The 17,693-nt window shown below is 37.8% G+C and carries 17 protein-coding genes; 9 read left to right on the forward strand and 8 right to left on the reverse strand.

The features are described from left to right. Window positions 1-281: 281 nt before the first annotated feature. The gene (elbB, locus tag Q0976_RS00450; protein ID WP_299489705.1) at window positions 282-941 is read left to right on the forward strand and encodes an isoprenoid biosynthesis glyoxalase ElbB; all 660 of its coding nucleotides are present in this window, start codon (window positions 282-284) and stop codon (window positions 939-941) included. Between the two features lie 45 nt (window positions 942-986). Here the strand turns inward: elbB and glpG are convergent, their stop codons facing one another. From glpG to Q0976_RS00480, 6 genes are all read right to left on the reverse strand, one after another. After that, window positions 987-1,826, reverse strand: a complete 840-nt coding sequence (gene glpG, locus Q0976_RS00455) for a rhomboid family intramembrane serine protease GlpG (RefSeq protein WP_299489707.1) — start codon at window positions 1,824-1,826, stop codon at window positions 987-989. Between the two features lie 32 nt (window positions 1,827-1,858). Beyond that, window positions 1,859-2,167: a thiosulfate sulfurtransferase GlpE gene (gene glpE, locus Q0976_RS00460; RefSeq protein ID WP_299489709.1), complete on the reverse strand. Its 309-nt coding sequence runs from the start codon at window positions 2,165-2,167 to the stop codon at window positions 1,859-1,861. Window positions 2,168-2,281: 114 nt separating this feature from the next. Next, window positions 2,282-3,307, reverse strand: coding sequence for an L-threonine 3-dehydrogenase (gene tdh / locus Q0976_RS00465; RefSeq protein WP_299489712.1), 1,026 nt, complete (start codon window positions 3,305-3,307; stop codon window positions 2,282-2,284). A 9-nt stretch (window positions 3,308-3,316) separates the two neighbouring features. Then, window positions 3,317-4,513: a glycine C-acetyltransferase gene (locus Q0976_RS00470; protein ID WP_299489715.1), complete on the reverse strand. Its 1,197-nt coding sequence runs from the start codon at window positions 4,511-4,513 to the stop codon at window positions 3,317-3,319. 198 nt (window positions 4,514-4,711) lie between these two features. Further along, window positions 4,712-5,386, reverse strand: coding sequence for a TetR/AcrR family transcriptional regulator (locus tag Q0976_RS00475; protein ID WP_299489717.1), 675 nt, complete (start codon window positions 5,384-5,386; stop codon window positions 4,712-4,714). A gap of 137 nt (window positions 5,387-5,523) precedes the next feature. Next, on the reverse strand, window positions 5,524-6,204 hold the full coding sequence (locus Q0976_RS00480; RefSeq protein WP_299489719.1) for a TetR/AcrR family transcriptional regulator: 681 nt from the start codon (window positions 6,202-6,204) through the stop codon (window positions 5,524-5,526). 292 nt (window positions 6,205-6,496) lie between these two features. Here Q0976_RS00480 and waaA point away from each other — a divergent pair, with 292 nt between their 5' ends. After that, window positions 6,497-7,768, forward strand: coding sequence for a lipid IV(A) 3-deoxy-D-manno-octulosonic acid transferase (waaA, locus tag Q0976_RS00485; RefSeq protein WP_299489721.1), 1,272 nt, complete (start codon window positions 6,497-6,499; stop codon window positions 7,766-7,768). A 164-nt stretch (window positions 7,769-7,932) separates the two neighbouring features. Beyond that, window positions 7,933-9,030, forward strand: coding sequence for a CDP-glycerol glycerophosphotransferase family protein (locus tag Q0976_RS00490; RefSeq protein WP_299489723.1), 1,098 nt, complete (start codon window positions 7,933-7,935; stop codon window positions 9,028-9,030). A gap of 2 nt (window positions 9,031-9,032) precedes the next feature. Here Q0976_RS00490 and Q0976_RS00495 read toward each other — a convergent pair whose 3' ends face one another. Continuing rightward, complete coding sequence (locus Q0976_RS00495) at window positions 9,033-9,758, reverse strand: 3-deoxy-D-manno-octulosonic acid kinase (RefSeq protein WP_299490164.1); 726 nt, start codon at window positions 9,756-9,758, stop codon at window positions 9,033-9,035. A 72-nt stretch (window positions 9,759-9,830) separates the two neighbouring features. Between Q0976_RS00495 and Q0976_RS00500 the strand changes: the two genes are divergently transcribed. The 4 genes from Q0976_RS00500 (at window position 9,831) to Q0976_RS00515 (ending at window position 14,249) form a co-directional block, all read left to right on the forward strand. Continuing rightward, window positions 9,831-10,871 (forward strand): glycosyltransferase family 9 protein, encoded by a 1,041-nt coding sequence (locus Q0976_RS00500; protein ID WP_299489725.1) that lies wholly within the window; start codon window positions 9,831-9,833, stop codon window positions 10,869-10,871. 45 nt (window positions 10,872-10,916) lie between these two features. Beyond that, a complete protein-coding gene (locus tag Q0976_RS00505; protein WP_299489728.1) occupies window positions 10,917-11,999 on the forward strand; it encodes a hypothetical protein in 1,083 nt (360 codons plus the stop codon). Beyond that, complete coding sequence (locus tag Q0976_RS00510) at window positions 11,996-13,084, forward strand: glycosyltransferase (protein WP_299489730.1); 1,089 nt, start codon at window positions 11,996-11,998, stop codon at window positions 13,082-13,084. The genes Q0976_RS00505 and Q0976_RS00510 overlap by 4 nt, the downstream gene beginning before the upstream one ends. A gap of 100 nt (window positions 13,085-13,184) precedes the next feature. Then, window positions 13,185-14,249, forward strand: coding sequence for a CDP-glycerol glycerophosphotransferase family protein (locus Q0976_RS00515; RefSeq protein WP_299489732.1), 1,065 nt, complete (start codon window positions 13,185-13,187; stop codon window positions 14,247-14,249). A gap of 81 nt (window positions 14,250-14,330) precedes the next feature. Here the strand turns inward: Q0976_RS00515 and Q0976_RS00520 are convergent, their stop codons facing one another. Continuing rightward, window positions 14,331-15,404, reverse strand: a complete 1,074-nt coding sequence (locus Q0976_RS00520; RefSeq protein ID WP_299489734.1) for a glycosyltransferase — start codon at window positions 15,402-15,404, stop codon at window positions 14,331-14,333. A 653-nt stretch (window positions 15,405-16,057) separates the two neighbouring features. Between Q0976_RS00520 and Q0976_RS00525 the strand changes: the two genes are divergently transcribed. Then, the gene (locus Q0976_RS00525) at window positions 16,058-16,225 is read left to right on the forward strand and encodes a DUF2986 domain-containing protein (RefSeq protein ID WP_299489736.1); all 168 of its coding nucleotides are present in this window, start codon (window positions 16,058-16,060) and stop codon (window positions 16,223-16,225) included. A 185-nt stretch (window positions 16,226-16,410) separates the two neighbouring features. Further along, the gene (gltS, locus tag Q0976_RS00530) at window positions 16,411-17,634 is read left to right on the forward strand and encodes a sodium/glutamate symporter (RefSeq protein WP_299489738.1); all 1,224 of its coding nucleotides are present in this window, start codon (window positions 16,411-16,413) and stop codon (window positions 17,632-17,634) included. Window positions 17,635-17,693: the final 59 nt, after the last annotated feature.

Raw genomic sequence — 17,693 nt, forward strand, 5'->3', positions numbered from 1 at the left:
AAAAAAGGAATATACGTACGACTAGAGACAACACGAATATTGTTTTTATATTAAGTGTATGAAAGTAATGACTTAATGAATAAATTTAAAGTCAGATCATAGTGTAGATTAAAAAATCAAGCTTTGTGGATTTTTTTATTATTTTTTGTTATTAAAGTCACTATTAGACTGTTTTTTCATCAAGTAGGGCGTAAGTATTCTAATTTAGCATGAAAAATGACCAGATCAAGCATTTTATCTTGCTTCTTTTAAAACAAAATAACATATAGGAAAGGTTTTTAATGACAAAAGTAGCGGTTCTTTTAAGTGGGTGTGGTGTTTTTGATGGCAGTGAAATTCATGAATCTGTTTTAACCATGTTGGAGTTGGAGCGATGTGGCGCAGAGTATCAATGTGTTGCACCTGATATCAAACAATTACATGTTGTGGATCACCTTACTGGTGAAGTTGATCCTAATGTCGAACGACAGGTTTTAGTTGAGTCTGCCAGAATAGCTCGGGGTAATGTTATAGCCTGTAATAAATTAAATGTTGATGAATATGATGCTTTAGTGATCCCTGGCGGATTTGGTGCGGCTAAAAATTTGTGTAATTTTGCCATTAATGGCGCTGATCATGAAGTTGATCCTCAAGTTAATGAGCTTATCAGTTTGTTTGGTGCCAATAAAAAGCCGATTGGTTTTATGTGTATTGCACCTGTGATGATCCCAAAAATCTTTGGAGAAAAAGCAGTGGGTACCATAGGTACCGATCAGGACACGGCAACAGCATTTAATCAAATGGGTGGAGTGCATCAAAATGCTGCTGTGGATGAGGTTGTTGTGGATAACGTGCATAATATTGTTAGCACGCCGGCCTATATGCTTGCTGAAAATATCTCTCAAGCGCATACGAGCATTGCTGCTTTGATAAAACAAGTGGTGAAGATGTGCGGTGATTAAATTAGCATTGCTATTGTCATCCTCACGTTAATTGGGGGATGACAATCATAAAGTTTTTCTTCGGCTATCTATGCCTGCTTGTAATAAACCTATGATGAGTCCACCAATATGTGCCCCGTTAGCGACAGAAAAACCAAAGATATCGGTAAAGCCTAATGCTAACCATATGAGCATAAATATCATATAAGAAGGTGGGATCCCAATGCCTGCTTGTGGCCTTTTTATTCCCATTAACCAAGTATACCCAAGTAGCGCATAAACGACGCCAGATAATCCGCCAAAATAGGGGCCTGCGATAATATATTGCAAGATGTTAGGGAGGGTTCCTGCGACAATTAATAATATAAATAGCGGTGTAAAACCTATCCTTGTTTCGATCTTTCCGCCTAAATACCACCACCATATTAAATTGAAAATAATATGTAATGCGGAAAAGTGCAATAGACTTGGGGTAAACAATCGCCAAAATTCAATATATGATGGATGAGACGTAGCGCCAAAAAAAGATAAGCTTTCAAAAATAGGGTTAGATAGCCCTAAGTTCATTGCAGAAAATATAGCAATACATGCCAGCATAATGGTCAGCGTTAATGGACCTGCGCCAGTCATGAATTGACTGAATAAATGTAATCCAGGAGAGCCATAATCAATTTGAGTACGACTATCGCCATTATTCCATGAGGCTTCTAAGTATTTACTTTGATATGGATTCTCAATGAAATCATGATACTCTTTTTGCACTCGAGAAAAATGTTCTTCTTGTAAAAGGACTAAGGTGACTCCCTGCTCTGAAGGATGAATTTCACACAGTATCTGCTCACCTTTGAGATAATCAACCAGTGCTTGGGCTGCTCTTGCGTTGGGGAGTTTCCCTATTTCAATCATTAGTCATCATCCTCAAAGGTGTGTTTTTTATTTTAAAGATGCGCTTGTTGCCAAGCTTCAAATCCGCCATCAAGACTATACACTTGATCAAATCCTTGTTGATGTAAATACTGAGCAGCGTTTTGGCTGCTGATCCCGTGATAGCATACGACGATCAGTGGTTGATCCAAATCTGCTTCACCAATAAAGTGAGCGAGATTGTCATTATTGAGGTTTGATGAGTGAGGTATGTGCCCTTTTTCAAAACTCACATTATCCCGAATATCAACAATCTGTATCGCTGAAGAAGCTTGCTTCATTTGAATGAGTTGATTCACGCTTAGGTGTGTAAAATCTGACATAGTGAGCCTGTATAATCTAATGCTGTATAATATTAATAGCAGCATGATAACACACCGACTTTATACTCGTCGGTGTGTTTTATGGCGGCGTTAATTTTTAACTGATGTTAGAAATTAATCCCAATTAAGGATCACTTTTCCTGATTGTCCAGAGCACATAGCATCAAAACCTGCTTGAAATTCATCAATGGGGAAATGATGTGTAATGATAGGAGACAGATCTAGGCCAGATTGAATTAGGCTGGCCATTTTATACCAAGTTTCAAACATTTCTCTGCCATAAATGCCTTTTATAATAAGGCCTTTAAATATAACTTTGCTCCAATCTATAGGCATTTCAGAACCAGGGATCCCGAGCATGGCGATTTTTCCACCATGGTTCATAGTATCAAGCATAGAGTGAAAGGCACTGGGTACGCCGGACATTTCTAAACCTACATCAAATCCTTCAGTCATGCCGAGTTCAGTCATCACATCGGTGAGTTTTTCTTTGGCGACATTGACCGCTTTTGTGGCTCCCATTTTTTCTGCTAATGCTAGCCGATACTCGTTTACATCTGTGATGACGACATGTCTTGCCCCAACATGACGACAAACTGCTGCAGCCATAATACCAATAGGACCTGCCCCTGTGATGAGGACATCTTCGCCGACTAAATCAAAGGATAAAGCGGTATGAACGGCATTACCAAAAGGATCAAATATTGCAGCTAGATCATCAGAAATATCGTTGGGAATTTTAAAGGAATTAAATGCAGGGATCACCAAGAACTCAGCAAAAGCGCCATCACGGTTTACACCTACACCAGAAGTGTTGCGGCAAAGATGAGTTCGCCCACCACGGCAATTTCGACAGTAACCGCAGGTAATATGCCCTTCGCCTGATACGCGATCGCCAATATTAAACCCTTTGACTTCTTGACCAATTTCCACGACAGTACCGACATACTCATGCCCAATAACCATAGGAACTGGGATTGTATTTTGTGACCATTCATCCCATTTGTAAATGTGGACATCTGTTCCACAAATAGCTGTTTTGCGGATTTTGATCAAAAGATCATTGGGGCCGAGCTGAGGTTTTGGCGCATCGACCATCCAAATACCGGATTCAGCTTTTAATTTACTGAGTGCTTTCATAATCCTTACCTATTTAATGATGTCCATTTCTTTTCCGATACGAGTAAAGGCTTCAATGGCATGATCCAATTGTGCACGAGTGTGAGCTGCTGACATTTGGGTTCTGATCCTAGCTTGATTTTTAGGAACGACTGGGAAGGAGAAGCCAATGACATAAATATGCTCGGCAAGTAAACGCTGCGCAAAATCACTAGCAGTTTTGGCATCGCCAATCATCACTGGGATAATCGCATGATCGGCGCCACCGAGAGTAAACCCTGCAGCAGACATTTTTTCGCGAAAATGACGACTATTTTCCCAAACCGCTTCTCGTAATGCGTGGCCATTTTTTAGCATATCGAGTACTTGAATAGAGGCATTTACAATCGCTGGGGCAAGTGAATTAGAAAACAAATAGGGACGAGAACGTTGACGTAGCCATTCAATCACTTCTTTTTTGGCTGATGTAAATCCACCTGATGCGCCACCTAAGGCCTTGCCTAATGTGCCAGTAATGATATCAACTCTGTCCATTACTTGGCAGAACTCATGTGTCCCTCTACCATTTTCTCCAACAAAACCAACAGCGTGAGAATCATCAACCATGACTAATGCGCCATATTTATCGGCTAGGTCGCAGATCCCTCTAAGGTTTGCTATCACGCCGTCCATAGAAAATACACCGTCGGTAGCAATAAGAATATGACGCACATTAGCTTCTTTTGCCGCCATTAATTGTGTTTCTAAATCTTGCATATCATTATTGGCATAACGAAAACGTTTGGCTTTACATAAGCGGACACCATCGATAATTGATGCATGATTGAGTGCATCTGAAATAATGGCATCTTCTGCGCTGAGCAAGGTTTCAAATAAGCCCGCATTTGCATCAAAACATGAAGAATAAAGAATGGTATCTTCCATTCCTAAAAAGTCGCTTAGACTGGATTCTAGTTGTTTATGGATGTCTTGAGTACCGCAAATAAAGCGGACTGAAGCCATACCAAAACCATGTTCATTAAGTCCTTCCTTTGCCGCATCAATCAGCTGAGGATGATTCGCTAGACCTAAGTAATTATTTGCACAGAAATTAATTACCTGTGCGCCATTAACTTCGATGGATGTTTGTTGAGGAGAAACAATGATCCGCTCACTTTTATATAAACCTTCTTTTTTTACATCAACAATTTGCTGACTGATTTGACTATAGAATGCAGTTTTAGTCATTTTTATTCTCCATCGAGGAATTGAGTACAAATCGAAACGTGGCGACATTTTAGCGGGAAAGTGATTTGCTCTACAGCTTTATTTTATAGAATTATATAGTTTAGGGAATGAAGACTATTTTGATTACTTAATCTAATGGTATGGGAGAGAGAGTCTCTCCAGAATGATTATGGTGGCATTATTTTATTATGCTTATTTTTATTCTTTTATGTGTGCTTCAGCTTGAATCGATGATTCTGCTTGTGCTTGATAGTGAGCTTTAAGCTTATCAAAGGTTTTAATTGAGTTGGGGGCCGAATAAGTTTTTAAAATTAACAGTACCCTAAGAACACCTTCGTAGAGTGAGGCTTTACTGATTGAGCCAATAGGTGACTTAGATTGTGTTAATTTATAACTGACCCAAAAACTGGTCATCAACTTTAGCGTATCGGCTAGTGGACTAATGTCATTTTCATCAATTATTAATACGCCATCATCTTTCAATTGTGCAATGATGTAATTTGAGCGGCTCAGTACTTGTTCTTGTGTTTGACGATATCGCACTTTTAAGACTTCATCGCGACTGAGTATATCGGCTAAGTTGTTATACAAAAATCGATAGTTCCAAAGAATGTTAAATAAGGTATCGAAATAGTTGAGCAGTAATTCACTGTTGACCTCTTGATTGAGGTAAGGTTTAAAATCTCTAATAATATCAGACTCATAAAGTGTAAATATTGAGCGGATAATGTCTTCTTTATTTCGAAAATGATAGTAAAGGTTGCCTGGACTCATATTTAAATGCGCAGCGATATGGTTGGTACTGATATTTCTCTCGCCATGTTTATTAAATAATTCTAAGCTTGCCTGAACGATTTTATCACGGGTTTTCATGCAAATTCCTAAATAAATTGAACATAAAGATACCAAAATACAATAACCACATGAGATGTGGAACAGTATGCTAGTTAAATACAATTATAATATAAATTGTGGTTAATATATTTAAATATTTCTTTTTTTACACTCACTTATTCAAGTATGCCTCTTACTTCTTGGTTGAGTTTATTTGACATTTCTTGAGACTGATAATACTCGGCTGTTTTGGAAAATATTTCTTCAGTACCTGGTGCAGCATATCTTTGCATGAGCAGTAAAACCCTCGATATGCCTTCATATAACGAACCTTTACTGATAGAGCCAATGGGCGATGACGATTGAGTAAATTTATAGCTTATCCAAAAATTTGCTACCATAATAACAGTGTCGACGAGTGGAGCAATGTCTTCTTCGTCAATGTTTAAAATACCATCTTGCCGTAACTGTATATAGTTTTGTGCTAACTGTTGTGCCCATTGTTTTTGAGATAGCTGGAAGTTAGTTTTTAGGCTGTCATCTCGGCTGAGTATATCGGATAAATTATTGTACATAAAACGATATTCCCATAATGTGTCAAATAATGCATCAAAGTAACTAATAAAGAGTTCTGCATCGACAGTTTCGGCAATGTAAGGTTGAAAGTGTTCTTGGAGCTGTTGTTCGTATAAGTCAAATATACAACGAATAATTTCTTCTTTATTACGGAAGTGATAATACAGATTTCCAGGACTGATATTAAGGTGCGCTGCAATGTGATTAGTCGTGATATTTCTTTCACCGTGTTTATTAAATAGCTCCCAGCTGGCTTGGATAATACGTTCTCTAGTCTTCATTGTTACTCCAAAATCGGTAGCGATGAGTGTACTTAGATTAAATAATAGCCCGTTTTTATGGTGATGCCGTTTTGGGAAGTATACTGAAAAAAGGGGCTTAGATGTTGAAGAGGGATAATAGTCTCAATTATCAATATATTGCTATCAAGGATTCGTTATGGATAAAAGGGTTAGAAATGATTATTTAAGTCGCACTCTTATTTTATGCAAAGTGATTATGTTACTATTTGAAACTGAGTGACGAGGTCCTCTTGAGGGCATATTTACTTTTTATCTTTGAGTGACTTATTTTATGTCTCGTGTTATCTATTCTTTTCTTTTGTATTGCGTTTCTCCGCTGGTGATTCTGTATTTGTTATTCCGCTCTTTTAAAAGTAAGGATTATCGTCAGCGTTGGAGTGAGCGATTTGGGCTAAAGAAGGTCCTGCAAACGGATGTGTTAATTCATAGTGTCTCAATGGGAGAAACACTTGCTGCATTGCCCTTAATTAAAGCAATAAGACAGATATATCCAGATCTTAGTATTACAGTGACAACGACAAGCCCCACCGGATCTGCAGAGGTAATAAAAGGATTAGGGGATAGTGTTCAACATTGTTATTTACCGTTTGACTTTTCGATTTGTGTGTATCGATTTCTTAAACAAATTAGGCCCAAATTTCTTATTATTATGGAAACAGAATTATGGCCAAATCTGATTCATTTTGCTGCGAAGATGGATACGAAACTCATATTGGCTAATGCGAGATTATCTGAAAAATCAATGAGTCAATATCAGAAATATAGCCAATTAACTTTGCCTATGCTAAGTAAGTTAGATGCTATCGCGACTCAGTCTTCTTTGATAAGTCAGCGGTTTGCTGCTTTGGGGGTTGATAAGAAGCGACTCTATGCTTGTGGTAGTTTGAAGTTTGATTTAAATATTACTACCTCAAAGCGACAAGAAGCGGCCCGATTAAGGCAGCTTTTAAAGCTGAATGAACGCTTTATTTGGGTGGCAGGAAGTGTGCATCCGGGAGAATTTGATGATGTGTTGAATGCCCATAAAAAATTATTGGTTATTGAGCCTAATGCGCTTTTGATTATGGTTCCAAGGCATCCAGAGCAATTTAATGCAGCAGCGGTTGCGATTAATACACATCAACTTGATTATATTCGTCGCAGTGAAAGCGTTGAGGTGACTATCAGCACTCAAGTGCTATTGGGCGATACTATGGGGGAGCTATTATCGTTTTATGGCGCAGCCGATCAAGCATTCGTCGGGGGAACCTTGATTGAGAACGGTGGGCATAACCCTTTAGAGCCAGCTGCTTTTGGGCTTCCGGTGTTTGTGGGTCCTCATTATTGGGATTTTGCTGAAATTGCTGTTTTGTTAAATGAGGCTGGAGGGTTACAATTTATTGACTCTGCAAACACTTTGGCTGCAGGGTTAAGTGCTTATATACAAAATAATGTTGCTTATCGCAAAGCGTCACTTGCTGCATTGGACGTCGTTGATAAAAATAGAGGCTCGCTTAACAGACATATTGATTTGATTGAGTCATGCATGAAAACATTCCGTTGAAGGGGAGTGTGTGTCTGCAGCTTATGAATTATTTAAGTATCTTTTTCTATGTATATGTATTGTTAATGTGACTAAATATGTACTATTTTACTCAGATTAACCTTGTTAGCTAAACTCAATATGATAATCATAACTCAGGTCAGTATTCATGGAAATTTGTCATTATGCACGATGAGCCATCAGTTCTAGGAGGGAGTTTGGAGCAAAGACAGAAGCGCTATTTATTTTATATAGCACAGAATTATTCATATGCTATTTTGAGGCCATTACAAGAGATTATTGTCAGCCGTGGGGATCTGGTGTGTTGGTTCTTGGAAGGTGATGAAGTGAGCCCTTCTTTTTTAACTCTTTCTGAGAAACAGTTAAAAACGGTTGATGAAGTCGTGCATTGGCAACCTGATGTCGTCTTTGTTCCTGGTAATGTGGTTCCTCGTTTTATTCCCGGCATTAAAGTCGGTGTATTTCATGGATTTAATGCTGGAAAAGTGAATCATAATGGCCAGATCTCTCATTTTAGAATTCGATCGTGTTTTGATTTATATTGCACTCAAGGGCCTGCAACGACTTTACCATTTATTGAATTGTCCAATAAGTTTAAAACGTTTAATGTGGTTGAAACGGGATGGCCGACACTTGATCCTATGTTTCAGTCTACTTTAAAAAATCCTTATAAAGATGAAAGCGATCCTCGTCCAACAGTATTATTTTGTTCTACTTTTTCAAGGCGATTATCATGTGCTCCTGAGATTTTTGAGCAAATTAGAACATTATCTTTAAAGGGAAATTATCGTTGGTTAGTGCAATTTCATCCTAAAATGAATGCGCAAACTGTGGCAAAGTACAAATCAATTGAAAATGACAATTTACGTTTTATTGAGACAGATAATGTGCTGCCAGTACTTCAAGCCGCAGATGTGATGCTGTGTGATACTTCATCGGTATTGATCATGTTTTTATTGCAAGGGAAACCAGTTGTTGCGTTTAACAATAAAACTCAAAGAGATCATTTAATACATGTGAACGATGAGAATAAAATTGCACAGGCACTAGAATATGCATTATCTCGACCAGAAGAGGTGATGAGTAAAATTGAGTCTTACTGTAATCAAATTCACCCTCAAAGAGATGGGTTATCGAGTCAAAGAGTGTTACAAGCTGCTGATGACTTACTGGCTCGAGGAGTCGATGATTTGAAGAGTAAGCCATTTAATTTTATTCGACATTTTAAAATGCGGCGAAAGCTTCATTATTGGAAATTTTAGTTTTATTGCTCAATAGATTGATACCCTTGTAGAAGCTGATGCCAATCTTTATTCGTAAAGGCCAATGTGGGGGATTTACCTTTTTCTTTATTGAAAGAGCGAAGTAAGCGTTTAAGATTGGCTTGTTTCCAGCTTACATGAGGCTTTCTTATTGCACCTCTATCAAAATCAATAAGATAGAATTTATTGTCAGCGAGAAGGATATTTTTTGCATTGAGATCGGCGTGATAAACGCCTCGTTGGTGAAATAGTGCAATACAAACTCCTAAAGCGAACCATTCTTGAGCCGTCATAGGATTGGCTTCAAGTTGTGCTAATAGATCGCTGGCATTTTTAATACGCTCAATAATGAGATCGGCACGGTAAAACAGTCCGTGTTGAGTCATATTGGCTGCTATGGGTTTAGGTACAGCAAAACCTTCTTTATAAAGAGTATTTAGTAGCTGAAATTCGGCAATGGAGCGAGTGTTTTTCAGACCGCAGAAAAGGTATTTATCATGAGAAATTTTTTCAATAAGGCCACCACGATAATAGTGTCTAAGTACCCAATCTTCAGTTAAATGTTTAATAAACCAAGTTGTGTATCGACCTTGCGATGAACCTGTGATGGCGTCTTTTTTTTGCCAAAAATCCACATTAAACCAAGTTTGTGAAGGCGTTTCTAAAAGGTCTTCATGAAAAGCAATGTAGCCTGTATGGGTTTTTATTAATTGCATAAGAATAATTATTAGCGAAAGCGTGGTACCTGAGAGCATTCTACATTAAGATCGCCATATTGCGTTAAATAACCTGCGAGTTTTATGAGTTTAAATTTAGATAAAGCAGAATCTCTATGTTTGTTACGTTTATCAGCTATTGGTGACGTTTGCCATGCTGTTGCAATGGTTCAAGCTATTCAGAGAAAATACCCCCAATTGATGATCACTTGGGTGATAGGAAAAGTGGAATATCAATTACTGCGTCACTTACCTCATGTTGAGTTTATCATTTTTGATAAATCTCAAGGATGGCGTAGTTATTTTCAGTTACGATCTCAGCTGCGCAGTCGAAAATTTGATGTATTGCTTCATATGCAGGTGGCTTTGCGAGCAACATTGGCTTCGTTAGCGATTTCAGCTAAAACTCGAATAGGCTTTGATCGGCAGCGGGCGAAAGAAGGTCAGTGGTTAGTGACAAACCATTGTATTGATGCCCAAGAGTCGCCACATGTATTGGATGGTTTTATGGGGTTTGCTAAGGCTATAGGCGTGAGCGATCTTGTGCCGTCATGGAATATTCCTGTCCTTGAGCAAGATAAGGCATTTGCATTAGAACGTATGGGCGCAGATAAGGTTTTGATTATTTGTCCTGCTGCGAGTAAGGCTGAGAGAAATTGGCTGGCTGAGCGTTATGCTGCTATTGCTGAGCATGCAGTGAGTAAAGGATTTAGAGTGTGCTTATGTGGTGGCCCTTCAGCTTTAGAGAAAACATTAGCATTGAATATTGAGTCCATGGCTAAAGTATCAATTGATAATTATGTGGGGCAAACATCATTGACACAGCTATTAAGTATGTTGAATAAGGCGACATTAGTGTTAGCACCTGATACAGGGCCTGCGCATATGGCTGTGACTCAAGAGACACCTGTAATCGGTTTATATGCACATTCTAATCCTAATCGAACAGGACCCTACCTTTATCTTGATTATGTGATTAATGCTTATGATAAAGCGATAAATATGCAACAATTAGCCCCTATTAAATGGGGAACTCGTGCTAAAGGTGATAATTTAATGGAGATGATATCTGTCACTGAAGTGAAAGATACTATGGATAAGTTAATTGAAGAACTGGCTTTATGACGGATTTTTACCTTTTTACATTACTCAAGGACCAAGAGTCTTATCATGAATATTTTAGCTCCTAAGCTACTGTTTATCCCCGTTTCTTCAGCAGAAGGTATGGGTGAGTATATGCGTTCTTTGATCATTGCTGATGAGGTAAAAAGGCGCAGGCCAGATGCACAAATTTGCTTTATTCTCAGTCGACATGCTCCTTATGCCAGTACGTGTCATCATCCTGTTAAGCTGATTGATGACACGCCAACTAAGCGAGTAAAAGACGTCAATTTGTTGATGTCTGATTTTTTACCTGATGTGGTGTTATTTGACGCCTCAGGAAGGCGAGCTCAATTAGAGCACGCACAACAATTAGGCGCGAAAGTCATTTTTCTGAGTCAGCATAAACGTAAACGCAGCAGAGGAATGAAAATTCGTCGAGCGATAATGACAGATAGCCATTGGGTTGTTCAACCCCATTTTATGATTAGCCCTATTAACTGGCTTGATAAATTGAAGTTGAAATTGATTAATCGAATGGAGCCTATAGTGACAGGCCCCATTTTTGTGAACCCTAATAAACACAGAGAGCATGAATTATTAGCTAAATATCAGTTGACTGAGGGAGAATATCTAATTTTCAATGCAGGTTCTGGTGGGCATCAGCTTAATCAAGGGTATGCTGCCGATGAGCTTGCTTTAGCTGCGAAACGTATTCATCTACAAACCCACTTACCTTGCTTAATGGTTTTTGGGGATAATTATCCTAAAAGTTTACCTTGTTACGATGGTGTCATCAGTGTAAAAAGTATGCGTCATGGTGATTTTATTAATTTGTTAAATGCTGCAAAAGCTGCTGTATTAAGTGGCGGAGATACGTTATTACAAGCGATTGCGTTGAAAAGACCAGTATTAACGGTTGCAGTATCGAAAGATCAACATTACCGATTAAATGTTTGCCAACATCATGATTTAGCTGTTGTAAGTGAGTGCGATGAACAAAGTATTGTGAATGGTGTAACAAGATTAATTAAATCTGATCGATTGAACAAACAACACTTGTCATTGTCTTTATGTGAGTGTGTGAACGGGCTAGATATTGGTTTGAAAGAAATTGATCGTTTATTGAGTGAAAAGTTGGGGACGGTATGAAGCGTATTGCAATTGCGATTGATCACTTAGTGGGTGGTGGGGCTGAAAAAGTCATGTTGACGTTGGCCCAAGAGTTCGTGGCTATTGGACATGAAGTGCATTTTTTGGTGATGAAAGATAATGCTGATTTTATTGTGCCGGAGTCTATACAGGTACATACCTGCTTTTTAGGTAATGATGTAAAATTATTACGTCGTCTACGGTTGGGCAAGGCAGTTAGGCATTTAAAGGCGTGTATTGATGATATTGAGTCGAGGGTCGGTGCTTTTGATTTATTTATATCGAATTTAGACCTTACGAATTATCTCATGGTCAACGTGAAAGTGCGGTCATTATGTGTGGTGGTACATGCTTCTGTCGAGGAAGAGTTGCGACGTCATGCTAAAATGGGGCCATTTGCGTATTTTAAGAAATTGAGAGCTAAAAAAGCTTTAAATGGTCAGCGTTTAGTGACGGTATCTAAAGGGATTGCAGATGAAATTCTCACCAAAAAGCGCCTGCATCCGGCTTCTTTGCAAACGATTTATAATCCCTTTGAATTTGAAACAATTCAAATGCTGGCTGAATCCGAAAATTTTGATTTACCCAAAGAAGAGTATCTTATCCATATCGGTCGGTTTGTGAAACAGAAAAGGCATGATATTTTGTTTGCTGCGATTGCAAAGATGAATCAGCCAATTAAAGTTGTGTTATTTTGTCATAAACCTAAAAAAGCACAAGCATTAGCCCGCGAATATAATATTGAAGATAGAGTGATCATTAAAGGGTTTGAAATCAACCCGTTTCCTTGGATAAAAAATGCTAAGGCATTGATATTAAGTTCTGATTTTGAAGGGCTTCCTACCGTATTAATTGAGTCACTTATTTGCGGCACTCCCGTTGTCAGTACTGATTGCCCCCATGGACCAAAAGAAATTTTGACAGGTGCGTTAACTCATTATTTAGTTCCTCGTCGGGAACCGACTTTGCTGGCTCAAAAATTTGATGAAGTGATAGTTTCTCCTCCTGACATGAGTAATATTGAGATTTTATCTAAAGTTAAGGCGAATGGGATCGCCAAGCAATATCTCGAGTTGGCAAATTGATTGGTGCTGGAATTAAGGTATAAAAGGATGAATAACAAGGGAGTGTTTAAAGGTTAGTTTGTTAATGAGTAGAGAATAGAAACAGTGTGAAGGGGATGTTTTGGAACGAAGTAAAAAGCGGTATTTGTTCTATATAGCACAGAATTATTCATATGCTATTTTGAGGCCATTACAGAATGTTATCTTAAATCGTGGCGATGAGGTATGTTGGTTTTTAGAGGGGAATGAAGTTGATCCCTCTTTTTTGACAGCACAAGAATACCGTTTAAACAGCATTGATGAAGTGAAGCTTTGGCAACCCGATGCTGTGTTTGTACCGGGCAATGTTGTACCAAGATTTGTTCCTGGTGTTAAAGTCGGCGTTTTCCATGGTTTTAATGCCGGAAAAATGAACCATCATGGTCGAGAAGATCATTTTGAAATTCGCTCGTGTTTTGATTTGTACTGTACTCAAGGCCCTGCTACGACTTTACCTTTTATTCATTTGGCACAAAAGTTTGGTACGTTTAATGTTGCCGAAACAGGCTGGCCTGCTTTAGATCCAATGTTTAAAGTCGAGCAAAAAAATCCCTATCAAGATTCGAATGATCCTCGCCCAATTGTCTTATTTTGCTCTACTTTCTCAAGAAGGCTTTCCTGTGCTCCAGTAATATTTGAGAAAATAAAAGCGCTCTCTTCAACTGGGAATTATCGCTGGTTAGTTCAGTTTCACCCAAAAATGAGTAAGGATATTGTTCAGCAATATCAGTCAATTGAAAGTGACAATTTACGTTTTATAGAAACTGATAACGTATTGCCTTTATTACAAGCTGCTGATGTGATGTTATGTGACACTTCATCCGTTCTCATTATGTTTCTATTGCAAGCTAAGCCTGTGATTGCTTTTAATAATAATACTCAAAGTGAACATCTTATTCATATAAATGATGAAGCTGAGATTGAAGCTGCGATTGAATATGCTTTATCACGTCCAGATGAGGTTATACGAAAAATTGAGGCATACTGTACTCAAATTCACCCACAAAGAGATGGTTTATCCAGTCAAAGGGTATTAACTGCCACTGATGAGTTAATTGAACAAGGGTTAAGCGATTTAAAAGCGAAGCCAATCAACTTTATTCGACACATTAAAATGAGAAAAAAACTGAATTACTGGAAAATTTAGTTTCAATGCATAAAGCCATATTGACATGATATGGCTTTGTTTAATGATTGATTTTAAATGTGCTACGAATAAGTTTGTTGCTTATTCGTTACAGAGTGCTAGATATTGTTTAGCAATATAGTCGCCTTGTACTTTTTTGAGAATGTCTGCTTGATTGACAGTCGGTAAGACTTGTAAGCAAGACAGTGCTTTTTCAGCGAGTAAAGCTGGGTTTCTCGTGGGAACTAAATATTGACTAAGATCCCCGGTAAGAATTTCATTTGGCCCATGGGGGCAATCAGTACTGACAACAGGGGTATTGCATATGAGTGCTTCGACTAAAACCATACCAAAACCTTCAAAATCAGAGCTCAGTAACATCATTTGTGCGCGAGCTATCCAAGCATAGGGGTTTGCTTGGAATCCAGGGGTGATGATCCTCTCTGCAACGCCATATTTTTTAGCTAATTTCAATGCTCGCTTTGGACGATTGGTTAATAGGACAAGTTTAGGGGCGCTAGGCATTAATTTGAGGGCTTGAAATAAAATATCTAAGCGTTTTTGCCGTGTGATCCTACCAATATGAATAATATACGGTTCGGTTGGGATGTCGGCTATTTCAAGTTGAGACTTTTCAAGGATTGCTTCAATATTAAAAGGATTATAAATAGTTTGCACGCTTTGGGGTTTTAACCAAGTGGTATTTTTGAGTTCTTGAGTAATACCGTTTGAAACTGTGATGATATTTTTTCCAATAAGCGCCTTGGCTTTTTTCCAACGCCTGAGAAAATGAACCGGCCCGCGTTTGAGTTCCATTAATAATTCTTGTTTCAATGCACAATGGCAAAAATAATAACAAGGGTCAAAATCACACCCACTGACTATAATATCACAGTCTGTTGAATTACTTAAGAATAACGAGAATTTTCCCGTTAGCTTTTCTTGCTCTCTTACGACTTGTTGCAATTTATCTTGCTGTTTTTTAAGTGAGAGTTTTTCATCATCAAAGACATAATGAATAATAACGTTATTAGGAGGGATGAAGTCCCCACCTCGATTAAAAATGAATAGGTGAACCTCATGGCCAGATGCTTGTATGACTTCTGCTTGTGTCAGAGCCACTTTTACGGTTCCATTTGCAAGTAAGTTTGGGCAAAAAATGGCTATTTTTTTCATTCAAGTAATCTCGATAATCGTCAATGCTAAGGGCAAGCTGGTATCTTAATGATGCCAAATATTAAGTGGCACAAAATATCGTAACCTCGTTTAACAAGCCGAAAGTATCATTCAGCGAGTTTAAACCAGTATATTACCTTGTTATGTTGAGAATGGTTAGCTTAATAGTCGTGTATTTAGAGAATTGTTATTAATTTAATAAGGCAAATAAATGCAAAACAGAATTGACTATTTTTTATCATTCACTTCACTCTTCTTTTTACACGATTTATTATTATTTTTTGTACTTAAAAAGATGTTAATTTCATCAGTTAATACGTATCTGAGTAGGTGATACTATTTTGCATATTTACTTTTTAATTCAACATCAAAAGTCTTTTTTTATACATAACATTATGTTTAGTTGTTATTTGCATGTGTTTCATTTTTTGTTAGTTTGCTTGACTAAGATTTACATTGTGTTTTTCAATGGTGATTTTTGTTTTTTTTAATATGATTTCTGTTTTAAAAAAGTTTTCATAGTGTTTTTTTTTGGTTTATATCGGGAGGGGGAGGTTTTATGACAGTGGATATTTTTGCGGGTTATTCCAGAGTTTATTAATATTTGCGTATAATGTTCCGTTAACCAGAATACGCTTTGTTTGAGCATCACTATGAACCGCACTAAAAAAATTACTCAAAAATTTATGAGTAAAACCCGAAAAGCCAATGCTAAGCTTAGTGGGCGAAAAAAGCCTACTTACATTGCAAAAGCCGATAGAGTTGCCACAGAAGGGGGAACAGATAAAGTATCTGCAGATATAGATGAAAGCCTTACATAAGGCAACTCTAATTTTTGTTATTTTTATTATTGGTTTATTTTCAATTGAACCTGTCATTTTTTATTATAATTAACATAGTATCCATTTTTAATCGAGTTTTTATATCGAAAAAATTAACCATTATTAACTTAGTGAGATAAATACTTGCATCATTATTCATCACTATTTTTAAGAGTAGGAGCAACATGAATACGGTATATTTTATAGGTGAACTAGAATCATTCTTAATTGCAATTCTAGTATTATTCATTGGACATGCAGTGAACCGCAATGTCAGTTGCTTTAGAAAGTATAATATTCCTGAACCCGTCGTTGGTGGTTTAGTGATTGCGGCTTTAATTACCGTTTTGCATTTTAATCATATCGACTTAGAATTTTCGTTACCGATGAAGAACACATTAATGTTAATGTTTTTCAGTACGGTAGGTTTAGCGGCAAGTTACAAGTTATTATTAAAAGGGGGCCTTAAAGTGGTTCTTTTTTTGGGAATAGCGTCTGTTTTTCTTGTCGTACAAAATTTGGTTGGTGTTGGGTTAGCAACGTTTTTGGGTTTAGATTCATTGTTAGGACTCATTGCGGGATCAATTACCTTATCGGGCGGCGCGGGTACGGGGGCGGCGTGGTCTCAGACTTTTGCAGATCAGTACGGCTTAAATACACTTGAACTTGCTATGGCAGCTGCTACGTTTGGTTTGGTTATGGGGGGCATTATAGGCGGTCCTGTGGCTCAACGTTTGATTGATAAAAATAATTTAAAATCAGCGTTTGGTAAGGGAACAGATCATCATGTAGACAATCCTGAAATGGTGACATTTGATCCTTTAGAAGAAGATAAAGTCACGGCTAAAAATATCACGGAAACATTGTTTATTTTACTTTTCTGTGTGGCAGGAGCGCATTGGGTCGATCAATTAGTTAGCAGTTTACATATTAGTTGGTTACAAATCCCTGATTTTGTTTATGCACTCTTTTTAGGGGTAGCCATTACTAATATTAGTGAGTTTATTAAAGGCTATCAAATTAATAAGGAGTGTGTCGATGTGTTAGGGACGGTGACCTTGTCTCTCTTTTTGGCTATGGCGTTGATGAGTTTAAAACTATGGGCGATTTTAGATTTAGCCATTCCTTTATTGATCATTTTGTTGGTACAAACCGTTGTATTAGCATTCTTCGCTTACTTTATCACCTTTAGACTCATGGGATCGACTTATGATGCGGCCGTTATGGCGGGCGGGCACTGCGGCTTTGGTTTAGGTGCAACACCTACAGCAGTATTAAATATGGGGGCACTTGTGACTCGAAATGGTCCTTCTCCCCAAGCATTTTTAGTGGTTCCTATTGTGGGGGCTTTCTTTATTGATATTGCCAACTTAATTGTTTTGCAAGGATTTATTTCTTTTATTCATTAAGTCTGCACTGAGTGTGACATCATCATGATAAGTGCCTTATTGTTAAGGCACTTTTTTGT

Source organism: uncultured Shewanella sp., assembly GCF_947501665.1.
Lineage (GTDB): Bacteria > Pseudomonadota > Gammaproteobacteria > Enterobacterales > Shewanellaceae > Shewanella.